The 17,968-nt window shown below is 71.1% G+C and carries 11 protein-coding genes and 1 pseudogene; 6 read left to right on the forward strand and 6 right to left on the reverse strand.

Annotation, left to right across the window (positions count from 1 at the left end; all coding sequences use genetic code 11):
* The 3 genes and pseudogenes from ABZ780_RS00005 to ABZ780_RS00015 form a co-directional block, all read right to left on the reverse strand.
* Nucleotides 1-231: pseudogene (locus ABZ780_RS00005) on the reverse strand (phytochelatin synthase); the annotation flags it as partial.
* A 626-nt stretch (nt 232-857) separates the two neighbouring features.
* Nucleotides 858-1,580, reverse strand: a complete 723-nt coding sequence (locus tag ABZ780_RS00010; protein ID WP_357012437.1) for a hypothetical protein — start codon at nt 1,578-1,580, stop codon at nt 858-860.
* A gap of 61 nt (nt 1,581-1,641) precedes the next feature.
* The gene (locus ABZ780_RS00015; RefSeq protein ID WP_053652542.1) at nt 1,642-1,830 is read right to left on the reverse strand and encodes a hypothetical protein; all 189 of its coding nucleotides are present in this window, start codon (nt 1,828-1,830) and stop codon (nt 1,642-1,644) included.
* 19 nt (nt 1,831-1,849) lie between these two features.
* Between ABZ780_RS00015 and ABZ780_RS00020 the strand changes: the two genes are divergently transcribed.
* The 5 genes from ABZ780_RS00020 to pulA all read left to right on the forward strand — a co-directional run bounded on the left by ABZ780_RS00020 (nt 1,850) and on the right by pulA (nt 10,259).
* The gene (locus ABZ780_RS00020; RefSeq protein ID WP_357012438.1) at nt 1,850-2,578 is read left to right on the forward strand and encodes a hypothetical protein; all 729 of its coding nucleotides are present in this window, start codon (nt 1,850-1,852) and stop codon (nt 2,576-2,578) included.
* 37 nt (nt 2,579-2,615) lie between these two features.
* Complete coding sequence (locus tag ABZ780_RS00025; protein ID WP_357012440.1) at nt 2,616-3,005, forward strand: hypothetical protein; 390 nt, start codon at nt 2,616-2,618, stop codon at nt 3,003-3,005.
* A 131-nt stretch (nt 3,006-3,136) separates the two neighbouring features.
* The gene (locus ABZ780_RS00030; RefSeq protein ID WP_357012441.1) at nt 3,137-3,805 is read left to right on the forward strand and encodes a hypothetical protein; all 669 of its coding nucleotides are present in this window, start codon (nt 3,137-3,139) and stop codon (nt 3,803-3,805) included.
* An 88-nt stretch (nt 3,806-3,893) separates the two neighbouring features.
* Complete coding sequence (locus ABZ780_RS00035; RefSeq protein WP_357482541.1) at nt 3,894-4,619, forward strand: cellulose-binding protein; 726 nt, start codon at nt 3,894-3,896, stop codon at nt 4,617-4,619.
* Nucleotides 4,620-4,763: 144 nt separating this feature from the next.
* Entirely contained in the window at nt 4,764-10,259 is a 5,496-nt protein-coding gene (pulA, locus tag ABZ780_RS00040; RefSeq protein WP_357482544.1) for a pullulanase-type alpha-1,6-glucosidase, read from the forward strand.
* 70 nt (nt 10,260-10,329) lie between these two features.
* Here pulA and ABZ780_RS00045 read toward each other — a convergent pair whose 3' ends face one another.
* The 3 genes from ABZ780_RS00045 to ABZ780_RS00055 all read right to left on the reverse strand — a co-directional run bounded on the left by ABZ780_RS00045 (nt 10,330) and on the right by ABZ780_RS00055 (nt 15,835).
* On the reverse strand, nt 10,330-11,982 hold the full coding sequence (locus tag ABZ780_RS00045; RefSeq protein ID WP_357482546.1) for a hypothetical protein: 1,653 nt from the start codon (nt 11,980-11,982) through the stop codon (nt 10,330-10,332).
* 301 nt (nt 11,983-12,283) lie between these two features.
* On the reverse strand, nt 12,284-14,065 hold the full coding sequence (locus tag ABZ780_RS00050; RefSeq protein ID WP_357482549.1) for a right-handed parallel beta-helix repeat-containing protein: 1,782 nt from the start codon (nt 14,063-14,065) through the stop codon (nt 12,284-12,286).
* A 288-nt stretch (nt 14,066-14,353) separates the two neighbouring features.
* Nucleotides 14,354-15,835, reverse strand: a complete 1,482-nt coding sequence (locus tag ABZ780_RS00055) for an aminopeptidase P family protein (protein ID WP_357012446.1) — start codon at nt 15,833-15,835, stop codon at nt 14,354-14,356.
* Nucleotides 15,836-15,968: 133 nt separating this feature from the next.
* On the opposite strand from ABZ780_RS00055, the gene asnB reads away from it, so the two are divergent.
* On the forward strand, nt 15,969-17,930 hold the full coding sequence (gene asnB / locus ABZ780_RS00060) for an asparagine synthase (glutamine-hydrolyzing) (RefSeq protein ID WP_357012447.1): 1,962 nt from the start codon (nt 15,969-15,971) through the stop codon (nt 17,928-17,930).
* Nucleotides 17,931-17,968 lie beyond the last annotated feature (38 nt).

The raw sequence follows: 17,968 nt of genomic DNA on the forward strand, positions 1-17,968 counted from the left end.
CTTGCCCTGTACGGACAGGGCGTTGCGGGCGGCGGCGGGGCCGCAGTAGTAGAAGTTCGGCTGGGCTTCGTAGCGGACGTCGAGTTGACGCTCGCCCTTGCCCTGGGTCTGGGTGGTGGGCTTGGCGTCGGAGGCGGCGTAGGCGGCGGTGACGGGGCCGGCGATGGCGCCGCCGGTGAAGGCGAGGCCGGCAGCGGTCAGGGCGGTCTTACGAATCAGATCGGTACGCATGGTGGCGTGCTCCTCTGCGATTCGGGGGTCCGCGACACCAGCGGGGGCTGGTGCGCTGCGGTGCAAGGGGGGAGTTCGGGGGGATCTCACCGGCGGCCCGGGGGGCCTGCTCGGGTGGTCCAGGGAGATGTAACCGTCGGGGCCGGCGACTCATTCCACCGCGCTCCGGGGGATCTCACCAAGCGGCCTGGGGAGGCTGCTCGGGTGGTCCGGGGGATGTAACCGGGCCGGTCGGGTGGATGTTCCCGGGCGGCCAACGCGGTCGGGCCGGGGCCGCGACTGTCGTGGTTACCCCCTGTACAACCACCCGGCCCGGCCCATCATTCCGCCGCCAGCGTGCCACCGACCACGGGACCCCGACCCCCAAACCCGACAAACCGGCCCGCCGAACCCGGCGCCGGGCGATGATCGACTCCGTATCGCCGATATCGCGGTATCCCAGCGCTCCGACACCCCCACATCCGCGACATGGAGTCGATCAAGCGCTCGCTGTCGGATTGGTGCCGTACGGCGGGTCGCGCACCTCGCGCACCTGGCGAGGGCCTGTCGGTGGCCCCGATCGGGACCCTCGCACGGCGGACGCACCGCGGGCGGACCGCGCGTCGCGGACTCGCCGGACAGGTGGGTCAGTTGTTGGCGAGGAGAGCCAGGACCGCGTCCCGTGCTGCCAGGACGGCCGCCTCGGACTGCGGGGAGTGGTCGAGGATGTCGAAGCTGTGCTGGCCGTCCGGTACGTCGATGACCTGGACCGGGCGGCCGTGGGTGGTGGCCGCGGTGAGGAACGCGTCGATGCCCGCCAGCACCACCGGAATGTCCCGCCCGGCCCGGGTCAGCACCAGTGGGACGGTCGACCCGGCGTCGAGCGCGTCGACGGGCAGGAACCGCGAGTCGATCTCCCAGTCGGGGAAGGGGATGAGCAGCGGGTAGGTCAGCGCGATCCCGCGCAGCCAGGACGGGGCGTCGCGCAGCCAGTCGGACGCCAGCAGGCCGCCCCCGGAGAAGAACCAGAGCACCACCCGGTCGGGGTCGACCCGTGGGTCGGCGCGGACCTGCTCGACCATCGTGGCGATGTCGTCGGCCGTGGCGGGTAGCGCCGACAGTTCGGTCACCTGGTAGCTGAGCAGCGCGGTGACCACGCCGCTCTCGGCGAGCAGCGCGCCGTAGCCGCGGTAGAGCAGCCAGTCGCGGGGGTCGGGCACGCCCGGCGGGAGTGGGGCGCCGTGCACCACCACCACTGCGGGTGCCGGGCCGTCACCGGTGGGCAGGTGCAGGTCGACGTTGCCGTGCCGTTCGACCGGCGCGGCGGGGGTGGACAGGACGAAGGGTCGCTGGGCGACGGGCGTCGTCATGCCCCGAGGGTATCGATCATCCGCCGGCCGGATGGCCCCGCTGCCGGTCCACAGGGGAGCCTCAGGCGGGGTCGACGGGCTTCCCCGCGTCGCTGGCCTGCGCGTGTCGCTCCAGCAGCCGCTGCCGGATCTCCTCCGGGGTGTACGCGCGCCGCCGACGCTCGGCTCGCGCGATGACCACGCCGGAGGCCGCGACCCCGGCGAGACCGGCGAGCCCGAGGACCTTCCACCACCGCATTCGTTGCCGCATCGGCCTAGGCTAGACCCCCATGAGCATCAGCCTGGACGAGGCCGTCGAGTTGACCCGCACCGGAGACGTGTGGGTGTTCCGGGGTCGCAGCGTGCCGGACCGGGCAATTCAGTTCACCACGAACAGCCCGGTCAACCACGTCGGCATGGCGGTGGTGCTGGACGACATGCCGCCGCTGATGTGGCACGCGGAGCTGGGTCGGTCACTGCCGGACCTGTGGTCGGGCGGCCACCAGCGCGGTGTGCAGTTGCACGATCTGCGGGACGCGGTCTGCGTCTGGGCCAACCGGTACGGCCAGCGGGCCTGGTTACGGCAGCTCGACCCCCCGGCGGACGGGGAGATGGAGCGGGCGGTGCTGCGTACCATCGCGCGGTTGGACGGCACGCCGTTCCCGTCGACGGCCCAGTTGGCCTGGCGGTGGGTGCGTGGCCGGGTGCCGGCGCTGCCCCACCCAGGTCGGGCGGTGTCCGAGTTCGCGTCCCGGGCCATCCTGGCCAGGCCAGCCAAGTCGTCCACCCCGGAGTCAGATGCGAACCCAGCGAGCGCCGCGGCGGCCCGGGATCGGGCGCTGGAGACGGCGTACTGCGCCGAGGTGGTGGCGGTGACGTACGAGGCGATGGGTCTGCTGCCCGCTGGCCGGCGTCCGAACTGGTACGACCCGGGGCGGTTCTGGAGTGGGGACGACCTGGGTCTGGCCGCCGGCGCGCGGCTGGGTGCGGAGATCGAGGTCCGGGTTCCGGCGCGCTGAGGTTTGGCCCACCCGGCGGGGGGCAATTGCTGTCGCCGTGAAGGCCTCTACCGATCTCGACACCCTGACCGGCTTCTTCGACCGGTACGGCGTCGCGTTGACCTCCGGTGACCTGCCGGCCCTCGGCGGTTGTTACGCCCTGCCCGGGTTGGTGGTGGCCGACACGTACAGCTTCTCGTTCACCTCGCTGGCGGCGGTCGCGCTGTCCTTCGTGGGCGCCGCACCCGATTACCAGGATCGTGAGCTGATCGCCGCCCACGCTCGGATCGAGGACGTGCAGCCGGTGTCGGCGTCGTTGACCCTGGTGTCGGTGGAGTGGGAGTTCCTGGACAGCCGGGGGCATTCGGTGCCGGGGGAGCGGTACCGCTATCTGTTGCGTACGGCGGCTGAGGGTCCGCTCATCTGCACGGTCATCCGGGCGGCCTGAGCGACGACCGTCCGCCGCGTCGCGCCGTTTTCCGATCGGGGTGGGCCGGTCGGCCCGATCCGTGCCCGCCCGGTTTCCGGTCCGGTCGGCGCTGGCTACGCTGGCGCGTCGGTGGGACGAGGGGAGACCTGATGGCGGTGCGGCCGGACGGTGCGGGGGGTTCGCGAACGGCGCGGGTGCTGGTGTCGGTGCCGTGGGTCGTGGTGCTGCTCGGTGTCTGTGCGCTGGTGGTGCTGTTGGTCATCGCGCTGTTGTCGTTCCGGAGTCGGGAGCGGGAGGGCGCGCCGCAGGCCGCGCCGCCGGTGTTCCTGCCGACGGTGCCCGCTGCGGCGTCGTCGGGGGTGTCGCCGACGCCGGCCGCGGTGCAACGGCGTACGGCGTCGCCGCAGCCGTCGCGCAGCACGCGGACGCCGTCGCCGCGGGCCACCACTGGGTCGCCGCGTCCGGCCACGAGCGCCTCGGCGGTGGCACCGGCGAAGGGGGCTGTCACCGCCCGGTATCAGGTCGGTACGGGCGGCCCGATCGCGGCGGAGGCGGTGCTGTCGGTCCGGAACGAGTCGGATCGGCCGGCGGACTGGCGGGTGGAGTTGACGTTCGCCGATGGCGCGCGGGGCTTGCGGGTCAGTGGCGCCCCGGGGGTTTCGGTGTCGGCGCGGGGTGACGGGGAGTACGTCCTCAGTGGCGGGGCGTCGCTCGGTCCGGGTGACACCAGCACGTTGCGCCTGCGTCTGGGCTGGGGCGGGTCGACGCAGCAGCCGGTCCGCTGCACGGTCAACGGGGTCGCCTGCCGGTTGGGCTGACCGGGCGCCCGTGCGGGGGTGAGCGCTGGCGCTTTCGGGCCGGGCCATCGATCGCTACGCTTCCCGGACGGCTCGCTGAGGGAGGTACATGTCCGGCATGCGTCGCGCCCCACGACCGTCGCGCGGTCCGGTGGCCATCGCGTCGTCGCCCTGGATCGTGGCGTGCGCGGGCCTTGTCGTGATGGTGGTGCTGCTCATCGTGGCCCTGGGCGCGTACCGGGGGCAGAGTCCGATGGACGACGGGGCGCCGCCGGCCACGTTGCCGTTGCCGCAGGTGCCGGGTGCGCCGACCGACTCGACGCAGACACCGCCGTTGTCGAGGTCGTCGTCGCCCGTGATTCCCGGGCTGTCGCCGCGGGCGACCGGGTTGCCGCCGAGCGCCCCGGTCGTGTCGCCGTCGCCGCGAGTCGAGCCGGTGGTGGTGCCGACGTCGGCTCGGCCGCCGACCCGGGCGCCGCAACAGGCGCCACCGCCACCCCCGCCACCACCGCAGCAGCAGCCGGCGGTGAGTGGGCGTTACCGGGTCGTGCAGAGGTTCGACGGGGGCTTCATCGGCGAGGTGTTGATCGTCAACGCGTCGCGGGTGGACCGGGGCTGGACGGTGCGGATCCACTTCGGCGGGGGGCGACTGGTGACCAGTTGGGTGGAGGGCGCGCCACAGGGGAGGGTGCGGCAGTTCGACGGCGGCTTCACGTACACCAGTGGGGTGTCCGTGCCGGCCGGCAGGTCGGTGCCGTTGCGGTTCCACCTGGAGTGGGCGCCGACCACGCCGCGCGGCTGCACGGTCGACGGGGTGCGCTGCGGCGGTTTCTGATCGGACGGTCGCCGGTGGGCGGCCCGGTCGCTGCGTGGTGCTTCCGCAAGGACGTTGCTCGGTTACGACTTTGTTTGCAATCTATTGCAGATTGTTTCGGCAAGGGTTAGCGTGCGGCCAATCACGACCAAAGGAAGGCCGTCGATGAAACCCCCGCCGCTTCCGCGTACCGCCCTGCTCGCCCTCACCTGCCTGCTCACCCTGACGCTCGTCGGCACTCCGGTCGCCGCGCATCCCGCCGCCGCGGCCCCCCGGCCCTCCGGTGACGCCTCCCTCGCCGTCGGCGGCACCGCCCAGTGGCGCGCCGAGCCCACCGCCGAGGCGCTGCTGAAGGCGGGCGACAACACCGCGCGTGCCGAGCAGTTCTACTTCGTCCTGCCGGACCGGTTCGCCAACGGGGACCGGCGCAACGACCGGGGTGGCCTCACCGGCGACCGGCTGCGCACCGGCCTCGACCCGACCGACAAGGGCTTCTACCACGGCGGTGACCTCAAGGGCGTCATCGACAAGCTGGACTACATCCAGGGGATGGGCACCACCGCGATCTGGCTCGCCCCGATCTTCAAGAACCGGCCCGTGCAGGGCAGAGGCGACGACATCTCGGCCGGCTACCACGGCTACTGGATCACCGACTTCACCCAGGTGGACCCGCACTTCGGCACCATGGAGGAGATGAAGCGGCTGGTCAAGCTCGCCCACCAGCGCGGCATCAAGGTCTACCTCGATGTGATCGTCAACCACACCGCTGACGTCATCAAGTACGCCGAGGACAGGTACGCCTACGTCGACAAGGCCACCTCGCCGTACACCGACGCGCAGGGGCGGGCCTTCGAGGACCGCAACTACGCCGACGGCAGCCGCGCCTTCCCGTCGGTGAACCGGGAGTCGTTCCCGTACACGCCGACGTTCGACGAGCCGGGGGACGCCAGGGTCAAGGTGCCGGCCTGGCTGAACGACGTCACGATGTACCACAACCGTGGTGACTCGACCTTCGCCGGGGAGAACAGCGAGTACGGCGACTTCTTCGGCCTCGACGATCTGTGGACCGAGCGGCCCGAGGTGGTCCGGGGTCTGACCAAGGCGTACGGGGACTGGATCGGCGCGACAGGTGTCGACGGGTTCCGGTTGGACACCGTCAAGCACGTCAACATGGACTTCTGGCCGCAGTTCAGCCAGGGCATCCAGCGGGCCGCCGAGAAGGCCGGCAAGAAGGACTTCTTCATGTTCGGCGAGGTCTACAGCGCCGACCCGCAGATCAGCTCCAGCTATGTCCGGCAGGGTGGCCTGCCGGCGACCCTCGACTTCGCCTTCCAGGAGGCCGCGCGGGGGTACACCGCCGGCGCCGGTTCGGCGAAGGCGCTGGCCGACGTGTACGCCCGCGACGACCTCTACGCCGCCCGGGACACCGACGCCCGCCGGTCGACCACGTTCCTCGGCAACCACGACATGGGCCGGATCGGCTCGTTCATCGCCGGCGGTGGCACCGACCCGGCGACCCATCTGCGCCGCGACCAACTCGCCCACCAGTTGATGTTCCTCACCCGCGGCCAGCCGGTGATCTACTCCGGTGACGAGCAGGGCTTCACCGGCCCCGGCGGGGACAAGGACGCCCGGCAGGACATGTTCGCATCGATGGTCCCCGACTATCTCGACGACGACCTGCTCGGCACCGACCGCACCCACGCCAGCGACCAGTTCGACACCGGCCACCCGCTGTACCGGACCATCGCCGAGCTGGGCCGGCTACGCAAGGCTCACCCCGCCCTGCGCGACGGCATCCAGGTCACCCGGTACGCCGCCGACGGCCCCGGTGTGTTCGCCGCCTCCCGGATCACCCCGGCCGACCGTACCGAGTACATCGTGGCGGTGAACAACGCCGACTCCGCGCAGACTGTCACCGTGGACACCTGGTCGGCCGGCGCGACGTTCACTGGCATCTACGGCGGCTCGGGCACCGTACGGGCCGGCGGCGACGGCAAGGTGAGCGTGACCGTGCCGCCGCTGTCGGCGGTGGCGTACCGGGCCGGCACGCCCGTCGCGCAGCCGACCGGCAAGCCGACCGTCACCATCACCACGCCGGCCCCCGCCGCGCCGGTGGCCACCCGGGCCGCGGTCACCGCCACGGTGACCGGCGACCCGCTCGCGACCGTCACCGTCGCGGCCCGGGTCGCGGGCGGCCGGTGGACGCTGCTGGGCAGCGCCAGCCACGCGCCGTACACCGTGCACCACGACCTGACCGGCCTGGCTGGCGGCACCCGGGTCGAGTACAAGGCGGTGGTCCGCGACGGCCGGGGCCGCACCGCCACCGCCCGGTCCACCGCCATCGTGGGCACCCCCGAGCAGGGTGGGTCCCGGGAGTGGGCGGTGGTGCACTACCAGCGCCCCGCCGGGGGCTACGACGACTGGGCGCTGTACGCGTGGGGTGACATCGACCCGGCGTACGTCACCGAGTGGCCGAAGGGACAGCCGTTCGCCGGGGAGGACTCCTACGGCCGGTTCGCCTGGGTGAAGCTCAAGCCGGGCGCGACGTCGGTGGGCTTCGTGGTGGTCGACTCCGACGGCACGAAGGACGTCGCCCAGGACCGCACGATCGATGTCACCCAGACCGGGGAGGTGTGGCTCAAGCAGGGTGACCCGGCGATCTACCCGAGTCGGCAGGCGGCCACCGGGCAACCCGACCCGCCGGTCGAGGAGGGCACCGCGGTGATCCACTACCGGCGGGCCGACGGCAACTACGCCGGCTGGGGCCTGCACCTGTGGGACGGCGCGGCCAATCCGACCGACTGGTCCACCCCGCTCGCGCCGACCTCGACCGACGCGTTCGGCGCGGTGTTCCGGGTGCCGCTGGCGGCCGGGGCCACCGGGCTGAACTACATCATCCACCGGGGCGACACCAAGGACCTGCCCGACGACCAGCGGCTCGACTTCGCCAGCGCGGGCCGGGAGGTGTGGCTGCTCGCCGCCACCCCGGGCCGGCTGCTGCCGACGACCGCGACCAGCGTGGGCGGGGACACCGACATCAGCAAGCAGAAGGCGCACTGGATCGACCGGTCCACCATCGTCTGGCAGACCCCGCCCACCGACGGCAGGACGTACGCGCTGGTGGCCGCGCCCGCCGGCGGGGTGAGCGTCGTCGAGGGGGAGCTGACCGGGACGTACACCACGCTGCCGTTGCGGGCGCAGCGCAACGGGCTCACCGAGGCCCAGCGCGCGGCGTTCCCGCACCTGTGGTCGTACCGCAGCTTCACGCTGGACCGGGCGGACCTGGCCAAGGTGCCGGCGGCGCTGCGTGGGCAGGTGCTGGTCACCGAGCGCGACGCGGAGGGTGCCCTCCTCGCGGCGACCGGCGTGCAGATCCCCGGTGTGCTCGACGACGTGTACGCCGGCGCCACCGGCGCCACCCTCGGGCCGACCTTCGCGGGCCGGACGCCGAGCCTCGCGCTGTGGGCGCCGACCGCGCGGACCGTGGCGCTGCAACTGTTCGACTCGCCCACCGCGCAGCCGACGACGGTGCCGATGCGCCGCGACGACCGCACGGGCGTCTGGTCGGCGCGCGGCAGCCAGGCCTGGACGGGGAAGTACTACCGCTACCAGGTGCAGGCGTGGCAGCCGGCGGCGCAGCGGATGGTCACCGCGTCGGTGACCGACCCGTACTCGGTGGCCCTCGCCGCGGATTCCACCCACAGCCAGCTGGTCGACCTGAGCGACCCGGCGCTGGCACCGGCGGGCTGGCGGACGTTGCGCAAGCCGGCCGCCGTGCCGGCGTCGCGGGCGCAGATCTCGGAGCTGTCGGTGCGGGACTTCTCGATCGCCGACGAGACCGTGCCGGCGCAGCGGCGGGGCACCTTCCTCGCCTTCACCGACCCGAAGACCGCCGGCATGACCCACCTGCGGGCGCTGGGCGACGCCGGGGTCACCCACCTGCACCTGCTGCCGGCGTTCGACTTCGCGACCATCCCCGAGAAGCGGGCCGACCAGCGTCAGCCGGCCTGTGACCTGGCGGCGCTGCCACCGGACTCCGCCCAGCAGCAGACGTGCGTGGCGGCGGTCGCCGCGTCCGACGGCTACAACTGGGGCTACGACCCGCTGCACTACACCGTGCCGGAGGGCGGGTACGCCGTCGATCCGGCCGGCGCGGCCCGGACCACCGAGTTCCGTCGCATGGTGGCCGGGGTGAACGATGCCGGCCTGCGGGTGGTCATGGACGTGGTCTACAACCACACCTCGGCGGCCGGGGCTGACGACAAGTCGGTGCTGGACCAGATCGTGCCCGGCTACTACCAGCGGCTGCTGGAGGACGGCACGGTGGCCAACTCCACCTGCTGCGCCAACACCGCGCCCGAGCACGCCATGATGGGCAAGCTGGTGGTCGACTCGCTGGTCACCTGGGCCAAGCAGTACAAGGTGGACGGTTTCCGGTTCGACCTGATGGGTCACCACCCGAAGGCGAACATCCTGGCCGCCCGCGCGGCGCTGGACCGGCTGACCGTCGCCCGCGACGGGGTGGACGGCAAGGCGATCATGCTCTACGGCGAGGGCTGGAACTTCGGCGAGGTCGCCGACGACGCCCGGTTCGTGCAGGCCACCCAGGCCAACATGGCCGGCACCGGCATCGGCACCTTCAACGACCGGCTGCGGGACGCGGTGCGCGGCGGCGGGCCGTTCGACGCCAACCCTCGTGCGCAGGGCTTCGCGTCAGGGCTCTACACCGACCCCAACGGCGACCCCGTCAACGGATCGGCGGCCGAGCAGAAGGCCCGCCTGCTGCACGCCCACGACCTCATCAAGGTGGGTCTCACCGGCAACCTACGCGGATACCGGTTCACCGACTCGACCGGACGCACGGTCACCGGCGCGCAGGTGGACTACAACGGCTCGCCGGCCGGTTACACCGCCGCGCCGGGGGAGGCCGTCACCTACGTCGACGCGCACGACAACGAGATCCTGTACGACGCGCTGGCGTACAAGCTGCCGCAGGCCACCAGCGCGGTGGACCGCTCCCGGATGCAGGTGCTGGCGCTGGGCACGGTGGTGCTGAGCCAGGGCACCGGGTTCGTCACCACCGGCACCGAGCGGCTGCGGTCGAAGTCGCTGGACCGCAACTCGTACAACTCCGGTGACTGGTTCAACCAGATCCGCTGGGGCTGCGAGCGGGGCAACGGGTTCGGCGCCGGCCTGCCACCGGCGCAGGACAACGAGGACAAGTGGTCGTACGCGAAGCCGCTGCTGGCGGATCCGGCGCTGGTGCCGGACTGCGCGGCGATGAACACCACCGACGCCCGGTACGCCGAGCTGCTGCGCGTCCGGGCGTCGTCGCCGGTGTTCGGTCTGCGGACGGCCGAGCAGGTGCAGCAACGGGTGGCGTTCCCGCTCTCCGGCGAGACGGAGACGCCGGGTGTGCTGACCATGACCCTGGACGCCCGTGGCCTGGGTGGGGCGTGGAAGTCGGTGACCGTGGTCTTCAACAGCACCCCGGAGACGGCGAAGCAGACCGTGACCGGTCTGCGCGGTGCGAACGTGGCGCTGCACCCGGTGCTGGTGACCTCGGCCGACCCGGTGCTGCGTACGGCGTCGTTCGACCGGGCGGCCGGCACCTTCACCGTGCCGGCGCGCAGCGTGGCGGTGTTCGTCCAGAAGTGACGCGGATCGGCCCCCTTCCGCGTGGTGCGGAAGGGGGCCGACCCGTCGTGCTGTGGTCACCGGAGGGTGATCAGGCGAAGCAGTTCTCGATGGTGCCGCCCGGGATGGCCAGGCAGTTCGTCGGACGGTTCGCGGTGATCGCGGACTTGTTGTCCACGTTCACCTCGCCGAAGAAGCTGAAGACACCGCCCGGAGCGAAGGTGGAGAAGTTGTGCGCGACCTTCGTCTTCGACAGGTTGACCTCGCCGAAGATGTTGAAGATGCCGCCGCCGACCCCGATCAGGCCCTTGGCCTGGTTGCCGACGACCTCGCTGTCGCGCAGGGTGGTGACGCTGCCGACGTTGAAGACCCCGCCGCCGAAGAACCCGGCGGTGTTGTCCTTGATGGCGCTGCGCTCGACGGTGACCGCGCTGTCGAAGGCGATGGCCAGGCCACCACCGACGCCAGCGGTGCTGTTCTTCTCCACGGTGACCCCGTGCAGGTTCAGCTGGCTGTCCGCCGCTGCCAGACCACCGCCGGCGAGGAGCGCGGCGTTCGAGACGAACTTCGTCTCGTACGCGGTGGTGTTGCCCTCGATGTCGAGGAGGCCGCCGCCGAAGCCCAGCGTCTCGTTGTCGCTGATCTCGGCCTTCTTCAGCTCGACCGTTCCACCGTCGATGTCGTCGGCGAAGATACGCGCGGCACCGTTCGAGATGCCGCCACCACCGATGATGGCGGTGTTGTCCTTGACCTTCGACTCCTCGACCTTGAGCACGCCGGCGTTGAAGACACCGCCGCCGAAGAAGAAGGCGGTGTTACGGGCCACGGTGCTGTGCCAGATCTTCGTGGTGCCGAAGTTGGCCACACCACCGCCGTTGCCGCCGGACTGGTTGAGGACGACCTCGGACTCGAGGATCTCGGCGGTGCCGCCCGGCTGGACCAGGATGCCGGCGCCGTCGGTGTCGCCCGGCTCCTCGACGAGCGGCGTGACGACACCCGCCTGAGTCTTCGGCGCGGCCTTGGGAGCGGCCTTCGGGGCCGCCTTCAGGCCCGCCTTCGGGTTGGCCTGCCGCGCGGTGAGCGCCTGCTCCAGCGGTACGCCGGCCTTCACCTGCGCCGCGATGGCCTCGGAGTCCGAGTAGGACGCCCAGACGGCGGCCGGCTCGAGGGTCTCGTACCGTTCGAGGGTCTGGCCGCCCTTGATGGTCAGGCCCTTGATGGTGAGGTGCCCACCGCTGCCGACGTTGAGGATCCGGAAGTAGTCGGCCGTGGCGTCGCGGACGATCGAGGTGTGCTCGCCCTTCAGCGTGATCCGCTCGGTGATCACCGGAAGGCCGTTGCCCTCGTAGTCGTTGCGGGTCAGGTTGTAGGTGCAGCCCTTGGCCAGCTCCAGCACACCGCCGTGCCTGCTGTTGGCGAAGACGATCGCCTGGATCAGCTTGTCGGTGTCGCAGGGCACCTCCTTCCCACGCTCGTGGTCCTTGTCCCGGTCCTTGCCCTTGTCCTTGTCCCGGTCCTTGTCCCAGTCGCGCCCGTGGTCGCCGCCCTGGTCGCTGCCATCCCTGCTGACCTGCGCGGTGTTCCAGCTCAGGCCGCTGACCGCACCGGCGCTGCCCGCGACGCCCACCGCCGCGAGACTGATCACGCCCGTCAAACCGGCCACGCCACCGGCGAGCCAGAGCTTGCGGCGGCGCTTGGCCGTCGCCTGCCCGGAGGCTTCGTTGTTCGTTAGGTAGTTGGACATCGGAGCTCTCTGCCCTCTCCTCGTACCAGACAGGGTCGCCACCCTCAAAGCGGACGTCCCCTGCTACAAATCGGTTGTAGCTCCCAAAACCACCGTATGAGAATGTTCCTCGCCTCGCGGGCGTATCCGAAACAACCCCACATTTGGTTCGCGTTCCGTCCGGACCGGCCGCGAGGCCCCGGGCGGGCACGCGCCCCCCAAGCCCGGCCGTCGGGCCGTGAGCAGCCCAAATGGGTACGCCCCTCCGTGCCGGTGGTCGGCTCGGAGGGGCGCGCCCTCTATGTGGTTCAGCCCCGCCCGGTCAGGCGAAGCAGTCCGGAACGTTGACGCAGTTGGTGGGGCGGTTGGCGGTCACCGCGGACTTGTCGTCCAGCGTCACGGTGCTGCCCAGCTGGTTGAAGATCCCGCCGGGCGGGAGGGTGGCGAAGTTGTGCGCCACAGTCGTCCGGCTCAGGGAGACCTCGCCCCTGTCGGTGTTGTAGATGCCGCCGCCGCGAGCGAACGGACCGAAGGCCCGGTTGCCCACCACCTCGCTGTCGCGCAGGGTGGTGACGCTGTCCTCGTTGAAGAGGCCGGCGCCGAAGAACCCGGCGGTGTTGTCCTTGATCGCGCTGTTCTCCACGGTCGCGGTGCTGTCGAAGGCCACGGCCACACCGCCACCCACACCAGCGGTGCTGTTCTTGGCCACCGTGGCGTGCTTGAGGGTGAGCTGGCTGTCGGCCACCGCGACGCCGCCGCCGGCGAGAAGCGCGGCGTTGTCATTGACCGTCGTGTCGTGCAGGGTCGTGGTGCCCCCGACGTCCAGGACGCCGCCGCCGAAGCCGAGCGTCTTGTTGTCGGTGATCTCGCTCTTGTAGACCCAGACGGAACCGCCGTCGACGTCCTTGGTGAAGATCCCGGCCGCGCCGTTGGCGATGCCGCCACCGCCGATGATCGCGGTGTTGTCCTTGACCTTCGACTCGTCGACCTGGAGCACACCGGCGTTGAAGATGCCGCCGCCGTGCAGGAACGCGGTGTTGTGCGCCACGGTGCTCTTGCTGAGCTTGGCGGCGCCGAAGTTGGCCAACCCGCCGCCGTTGCCGCCGGACTGGTTGTAGAGCAGTTCGCTGTCCAGGATCTCCGCTCGACCACCGGGCTGCACCAGCACCCCGGCGCCGTCGTTGAACCCGGGCTCCTCCACCAACGGGGTCACGGTCGGCGCCGCTGCCACCGTGGCTGGCTTGGCCGCCTCCGCGGCCGCGGCCGGCTTGGCCTCTGCCGTCGCCGGCTTGGCCGTCGTCGCCGCTGCCGGCTTGGCCTCCGTCGCCGCCGCCGTCGCGGCCGGCTTGGCCTCTGCCGCTGCCGGCTTGGCTGCCGCGCCCGGTGCGGTTGCGGCGGCCGCTGCCGGCTTGGCCGCCACTGTGCTGCGGACCGAGGCCGAGTACGGCGCCCAGACCGTCGCCGGTTCCAGCGTCATCGCCCGCTGGATGGTCTGCCCGCCCTTGATGCTCAGGCCCTTGAGGGTGAGGTGCCCACCCGGGCCGACGTTGAGGATGCGGAAGTAGTCGGCGGTGGCATCGCGACCGATGGTCGTGTGGTCGCCCTTGAGCGTGATGGCCTGGGTGATCACCGGAAGGCCGTTGCCCTCGTAGTCGTTGCGGGTCAGGTTGTAGGTGCAGCCCTTGGCCAGTTCCAGCGTGCCGCCGTGCTGGCTGTTGGCGAAGACGATCGCCTGGATCAGCTTGTCGGAGTCGCAGGGCACCTGGCTCGTGCGCTCCTTGTCGTCGCGCTTGCCGTCCCGGGCGGACCGGTCGTCGGAGCCGCTCCAGCCGTCGCCGCTCCACTCGTCGTCCTGGCCGCCGCTCTCCTTGGCGCCGTCGGCCTTCTCGCCAGCGTCGCTGACAGGCTGCTGGTTGGTCGACGACTGCGCGTCGGACACGCGGTCGGAGCTGGGCTTGTCGTCCCGGGCGGCCACGCCGCCGAGGGCCGCCAGGCCCACGACGCCGGTCAGCCCGGCCACGCCGGCGACCCAGAGCGCTCGCCGTCGTCGTGTCGGCGGAGCTGTCGAGGCCCCGCCGTCGGTACTCGTTACCTCGTTGGACATCAGAGCCTTCCGCCCTTTCCTGCTATCAGACGGGGTCGCACCGCCCGAGGCGCCACGACCAGCTACAAATCGGTTGCAGCCTCTGATCCCCACCGTATGAGAACCATCTTCGCGATGCGGACTTATCTGAGAAACCCACGCATTCGCCTCAGGGCAGGGCAGGTGTGTCGGCCCGGTAGGAATGGCGTGGCCAGCACAAACACCGACGGACCCCGACGCCGGGCGCGCGGACGTCGAAACGTCGCGGCCCGGCGGCGAGGTCCGCCGTCGGTGTCGTGCGGTGCTGCGTCAGCCAGGCAGGCGCGGGCCCGCCTCACGCTGCTCGGCCAGCCACGTCTCCACCTCGTCGGCCGTACGCGGCAGGCCGGCCGACAGGTTCACCGCGCCGGTCGCGGTGACCAGCACGTCGTCCTCGATGCGGACGCCGACGCCGCGCAGCTCGGCGGGGACCAGCTCGTCCTCCGGCTGGAAGTACAGCCCCGGCTCGACGGTGAGCACGTAGCCCTCGCCCAGGGCGCCGTCGCGGTAGCTCTCCTTACGGGCGTTCGAGCAGTCGTGCACGTCGATGCCGAGCATGTGGCCGAAACCGTGCAGCGTCCACCGGCGGTAGACCGAGGACTTCTCGTCCATGGCCTCGTCCACGCTCACCGGCAGCAGACCCAGGTCGGACAGACCCTCGGCGAGCACCCGCATGCAGGTCAGGTGGACGTCCTTGAACTTCACGCCGGGCCGGATCGCGTCGATGCCGGCCTGCTGGGAGGCGTACACGATGTCGTAGACCTGGCGTTGCAGGGCGGTGAACCGGCCGCTCACCGGCACCACCCGCGTCACGTCGGCGGTGTAGAGGTTGCGCCCCTCGACGCCCATGTCCATCAGCAGCAGGTCACCCGGACGGGTGGCGCCGTGGTTGTGCACCCAGTGCAGGATCGTGGCGTGCTCGCCGGCGCCGACGATCGAGCTGTACCCGACGTCGTTGCCGTCGTGCCGGGCCCGCAGCGCGAAGATCCCCTCCAACAGCCGCTCCGAGACGGCGCGGTCCGCCGGCAGGATGCGGGCCACGTCCTCGAAGCCGCGCACGGTGGCGTCGATGGCGTCCTGGAGCTGGCCGATCTCCCACTCGTCCTTGACCAGCTTCTGCTCCGAGATGGCGATCGCCAGCTCCCGGTCGCGCGGCGGCTGCCCCTCGACACGGACCCCGTCGTACGGGTGGACTGCCGCGTCCACCTCGGCGTCGAACCCGCGCAGCACCCGGGTGCGACCGGGCGCCAGGTCGGCCAGCGCGGCCTCCAGACCGGTCAGGTCGGCGGTGGGCAGGCCCAGCTCGGTGGACTTCTCGCTGAGCGTGTGCCGTCGGCCCACCCACAGCTCGCCGTGCCGGCTGCGGAAGAACTCGTCAGTCTCCCGTGAGGAGCGGGGCCGCATGTACAGCGTGGCGTCGTGCCCCGAGCCGTTCGGGCGCAGCACCAGCACGCTGTCCGGGTCGTGGTCACCGGTCAGGTAGGCGAAGTCGCTGCCCGGCCGGAACGGGTAGCCGGTGTCGTTGGCCCGGACCTTCTCGGGGCCGGTCGGGATCACCAGCGTCTCGCCGGGGAAGGCCGCCGAGAGAGCGGCACGCCGCTTCGCGTAGTTGGGGGCCTCCGGTCGGGGCGTCACCGGCAGTTCGGTGTCCTGCCAGCCCTGCCGCATGAAGGACAGGAACGCCTCCGGGAAGTCCGGATCGTGCGATTCCGTACCGTCTGTCGGCGTACCGTCGGTGCGTCCCTCGGTCATTGCCCCGCTCCCTCCGCGTCATTGCTGGTCCCGACGGTACCGCGCACCCGGTTCGCGTTGGAGCCCCCCGGGAGCGCTCCGGATCGACGGACGGCTGCGACGGGCCGGGGGACCGCGTGGGAAGATGACCACCATGTGCGGACTTCTGGCCTTCTTCAGCGCGAACGGCAACGCCGCCGCGCACCGCGACCACATCGCCGGAGCGTTGGAATGCCTGCACCACCGCGGCCCCGACGAGACAGGGGTCGAGGTGGTCGGCGACGCCTCCGGCCGGTACGCGGACGGAGTGTTCGCCCACAAGCGGCTCGCCATCATCGACGTCGCGTCGAGTCACGAGCCACTGCCCTACGCGAACGGCCGTTACCTGCTCACCTTCAACGGTGAGATCTACAACTACATCGAGCTGCGCGAGGAGTTGATCAGGAACTTCGGGGCGCAGTTCGCCACCGCCGGTGACGGCGAGGTGATCGTGGCGGGCTACCACTTCTGGGGCGAGCAGGTGCTCACCCGGCTGCGCGGCATGTTCGCCTTCGTCATCTGGGACCGGCAGGAGCGGCGCGCGTTCGGTGCCCGCGACTACTTCGGCATCAAGCCCCTGCACTACCTGGAGACCGCCGACGGGCTCTACCTGGCATCGGAGAAGAAGGCGCTGTTGCCGTTCGCGCACAGCAGCTACCAGGGCGACGCGGGTGTCGACGCGGCCAACCTCAGCCACTACCTGACCCTGCAGTACGTCCCCGAGCCCGGCACCCTGCACAAGGGCATCAACCGGATCGGCTCCGGCGAGTACCTGACCTGGACGCCGGGCGCGCGGATCGACGTACGCCGGTGGTACCGGCCGGTGTTCCGGCCCGCGCCGGTCGACGACGAGCAGAAGCTCTACCACGAGATCCGGGAGACACTGCGCGAGAGCGTGCGTATGCACATGCGCTCCGACGTGCCGGTCGGCTCGTTCCTGTCCAGCGGCATCGACTCCACGGCGGTGGTCGCGCTGGCCCGGGAGTTCAACCCGAACATCCTCACCTTCACGGTCGGTTACGACGTACCGGGATATTCGGAGATCGACGTCGCGCAGGAGTCGGCCCGGCACCTGGACGTCACCACCATCCCCACCAAGATCGGTCCGCAGGACATGATCGACGCGCTGCCGAAGATCGTCTGGCACCTGGACGACCCGGTGGCGGACCCGGCGCTGGTGCCGCTCTACTTCGTGGCGAAGAAGGCCGCCGAGCACGTCACGGTGGTGCTCTCCGGTGAGGGCGCCGACGAGTTCTTCGGGGGTTACACGATCTACCGCGAGCCGCTGTCGCTCGGCACCGTCAACGGCCTGCCCGGCGGCGTGCAGAAGGGCCTGCGTGCCGTCTCCAAGGCGATCCCGCAGGGGGTCAAGGGCAAGAGCTTCCTGGAGCGCGGCACCACCCCGATCGAGGAGCGCTACTACGGCAACGCCCGGATGTTCACCGAGGAGGAGAAGCAGCACCTGCTGCGTCGCTACGACCCCTCGGTGCGCTACACCGACGTGACCGCGCCGATCTACGCCGAGTGCACCGAGCTGGACGACGTCACCAAGATGCAGTACGTCGACCTCTACACCTGGCTGCGCGGGGACATCCTGGTCAAGGCCGACCGGATCTCGATGTCGCACTCGCTGGAGGTGCGGGTGCCGTTCCTCGACCGTGAGGTCTTCGACGTCGCGGCGAAGATCCCGGTGGACCTCAAGCTGCCGCCGCGCTCGGACGCCACCAAGTACGCGATGCGTCAGGCGTTGCAGGGTGTCGTCCCGCCGGCCATCGTCAACCGCAAGAAGCTGGGCTTCCCGACCCCCACCCGGGTCTGGCTGCGCGGCGAGATGTACGAGTGGGCGCGGCACGTGTTGAGCACCTCGGGCGCGGGTGACCTGCTCGACCTGTCGTACGCGTTGCGGCTGCTCGACGAGCACAAGCGGGAGGAGGCCGACCACTCCCGCAAGGTGTGGACGGTGTTGATCTTCTGCATCTGGCACGCGATCTTCGTGGCCAAGACTCTCGACCCGGGCATCCAGCGCAACCAGTCGGCCCTGCTCACCAAGCCCGTCGTCGGGTCCATGGTGCGCTGACCCGACCCTTGTCGACCAAGAGGTTTGCGCCAGCCGGA

It is taken from the genome of Micromonospora sp. NPDC047467, assembly GCF_040643095.1.
Classification (GTDB): Bacteria; Actinomycetota; Actinomycetes; order Mycobacteriales; family Micromonosporaceae; genus Micromonospora.

Bases quoted from the DNA above. Each gene is read 5' to 3' on its own strand.
- ABZ780_RS00020 (WP_357012438.1), top strand. From the start codon at position 1,850: ATGAGCATCAGCCTGGACGAGGCCGTCGAGTTGACCCGCACCGGAGAC.
- ABZ780_RS00015 (WP_053652542.1), bottom strand. From the start codon at position 1,830: ATGCGGCAACGAATGCGGTGGTGGAAGGTCCTCGGGCTCGCCGGTCTC.
- asnB (WP_357012447.1), top strand. From the start codon at position 15,969: ATGTGCGGACTTCTGGCCTTCTTCAGCGCGAACGGCAACGCCGCCGCG.
- pulA (WP_357482544.1), top strand. From the start codon at position 4,764: ATGAAACCCCCGCCGCTTCCGCGTACCGCCCTGCTCGCCCTCACCTGC.
- ABZ780_RS00035 (WP_357482541.1), top strand. From the start codon at position 3,894: ATGTCCGGCATGCGTCGCGCCCCACGACCGTCGCGCGGTCCGGTGGCC.
- ABZ780_RS00050 (WP_357482549.1), bottom strand. From the start codon at position 14,065: ATGTCCAACGAGGTAACGAGTACCGACGGCGGGGCCTCGACAGCTCCG.
- ABZ780_RS00055 (WP_357012446.1), bottom strand. From the start codon at position 15,835: ATGACCGAGGGACGCACCGACGGTACGCCGACAGACGGTACGGAATCG.
- ABZ780_RS00010 (WP_357012437.1), bottom strand. From the start codon at position 1,580: ATGACGACGCCCGTCGCCCAGCGACCCTTCGTCCTGTCCACCCCCGCC.
- ABZ780_RS00045 (WP_357482546.1), bottom strand. From the start codon at position 11,982: ATGTCCAACTACCTAACGAACAACGAAGCCTCCGGGCAGGCGACGGCC.
- ABZ780_RS00030 (WP_357012441.1), top strand. From the start codon at position 3,137: ATGGCGGTGCGGCCGGACGGTGCGGGGGGTTCGCGAACGGCGCGGGTG.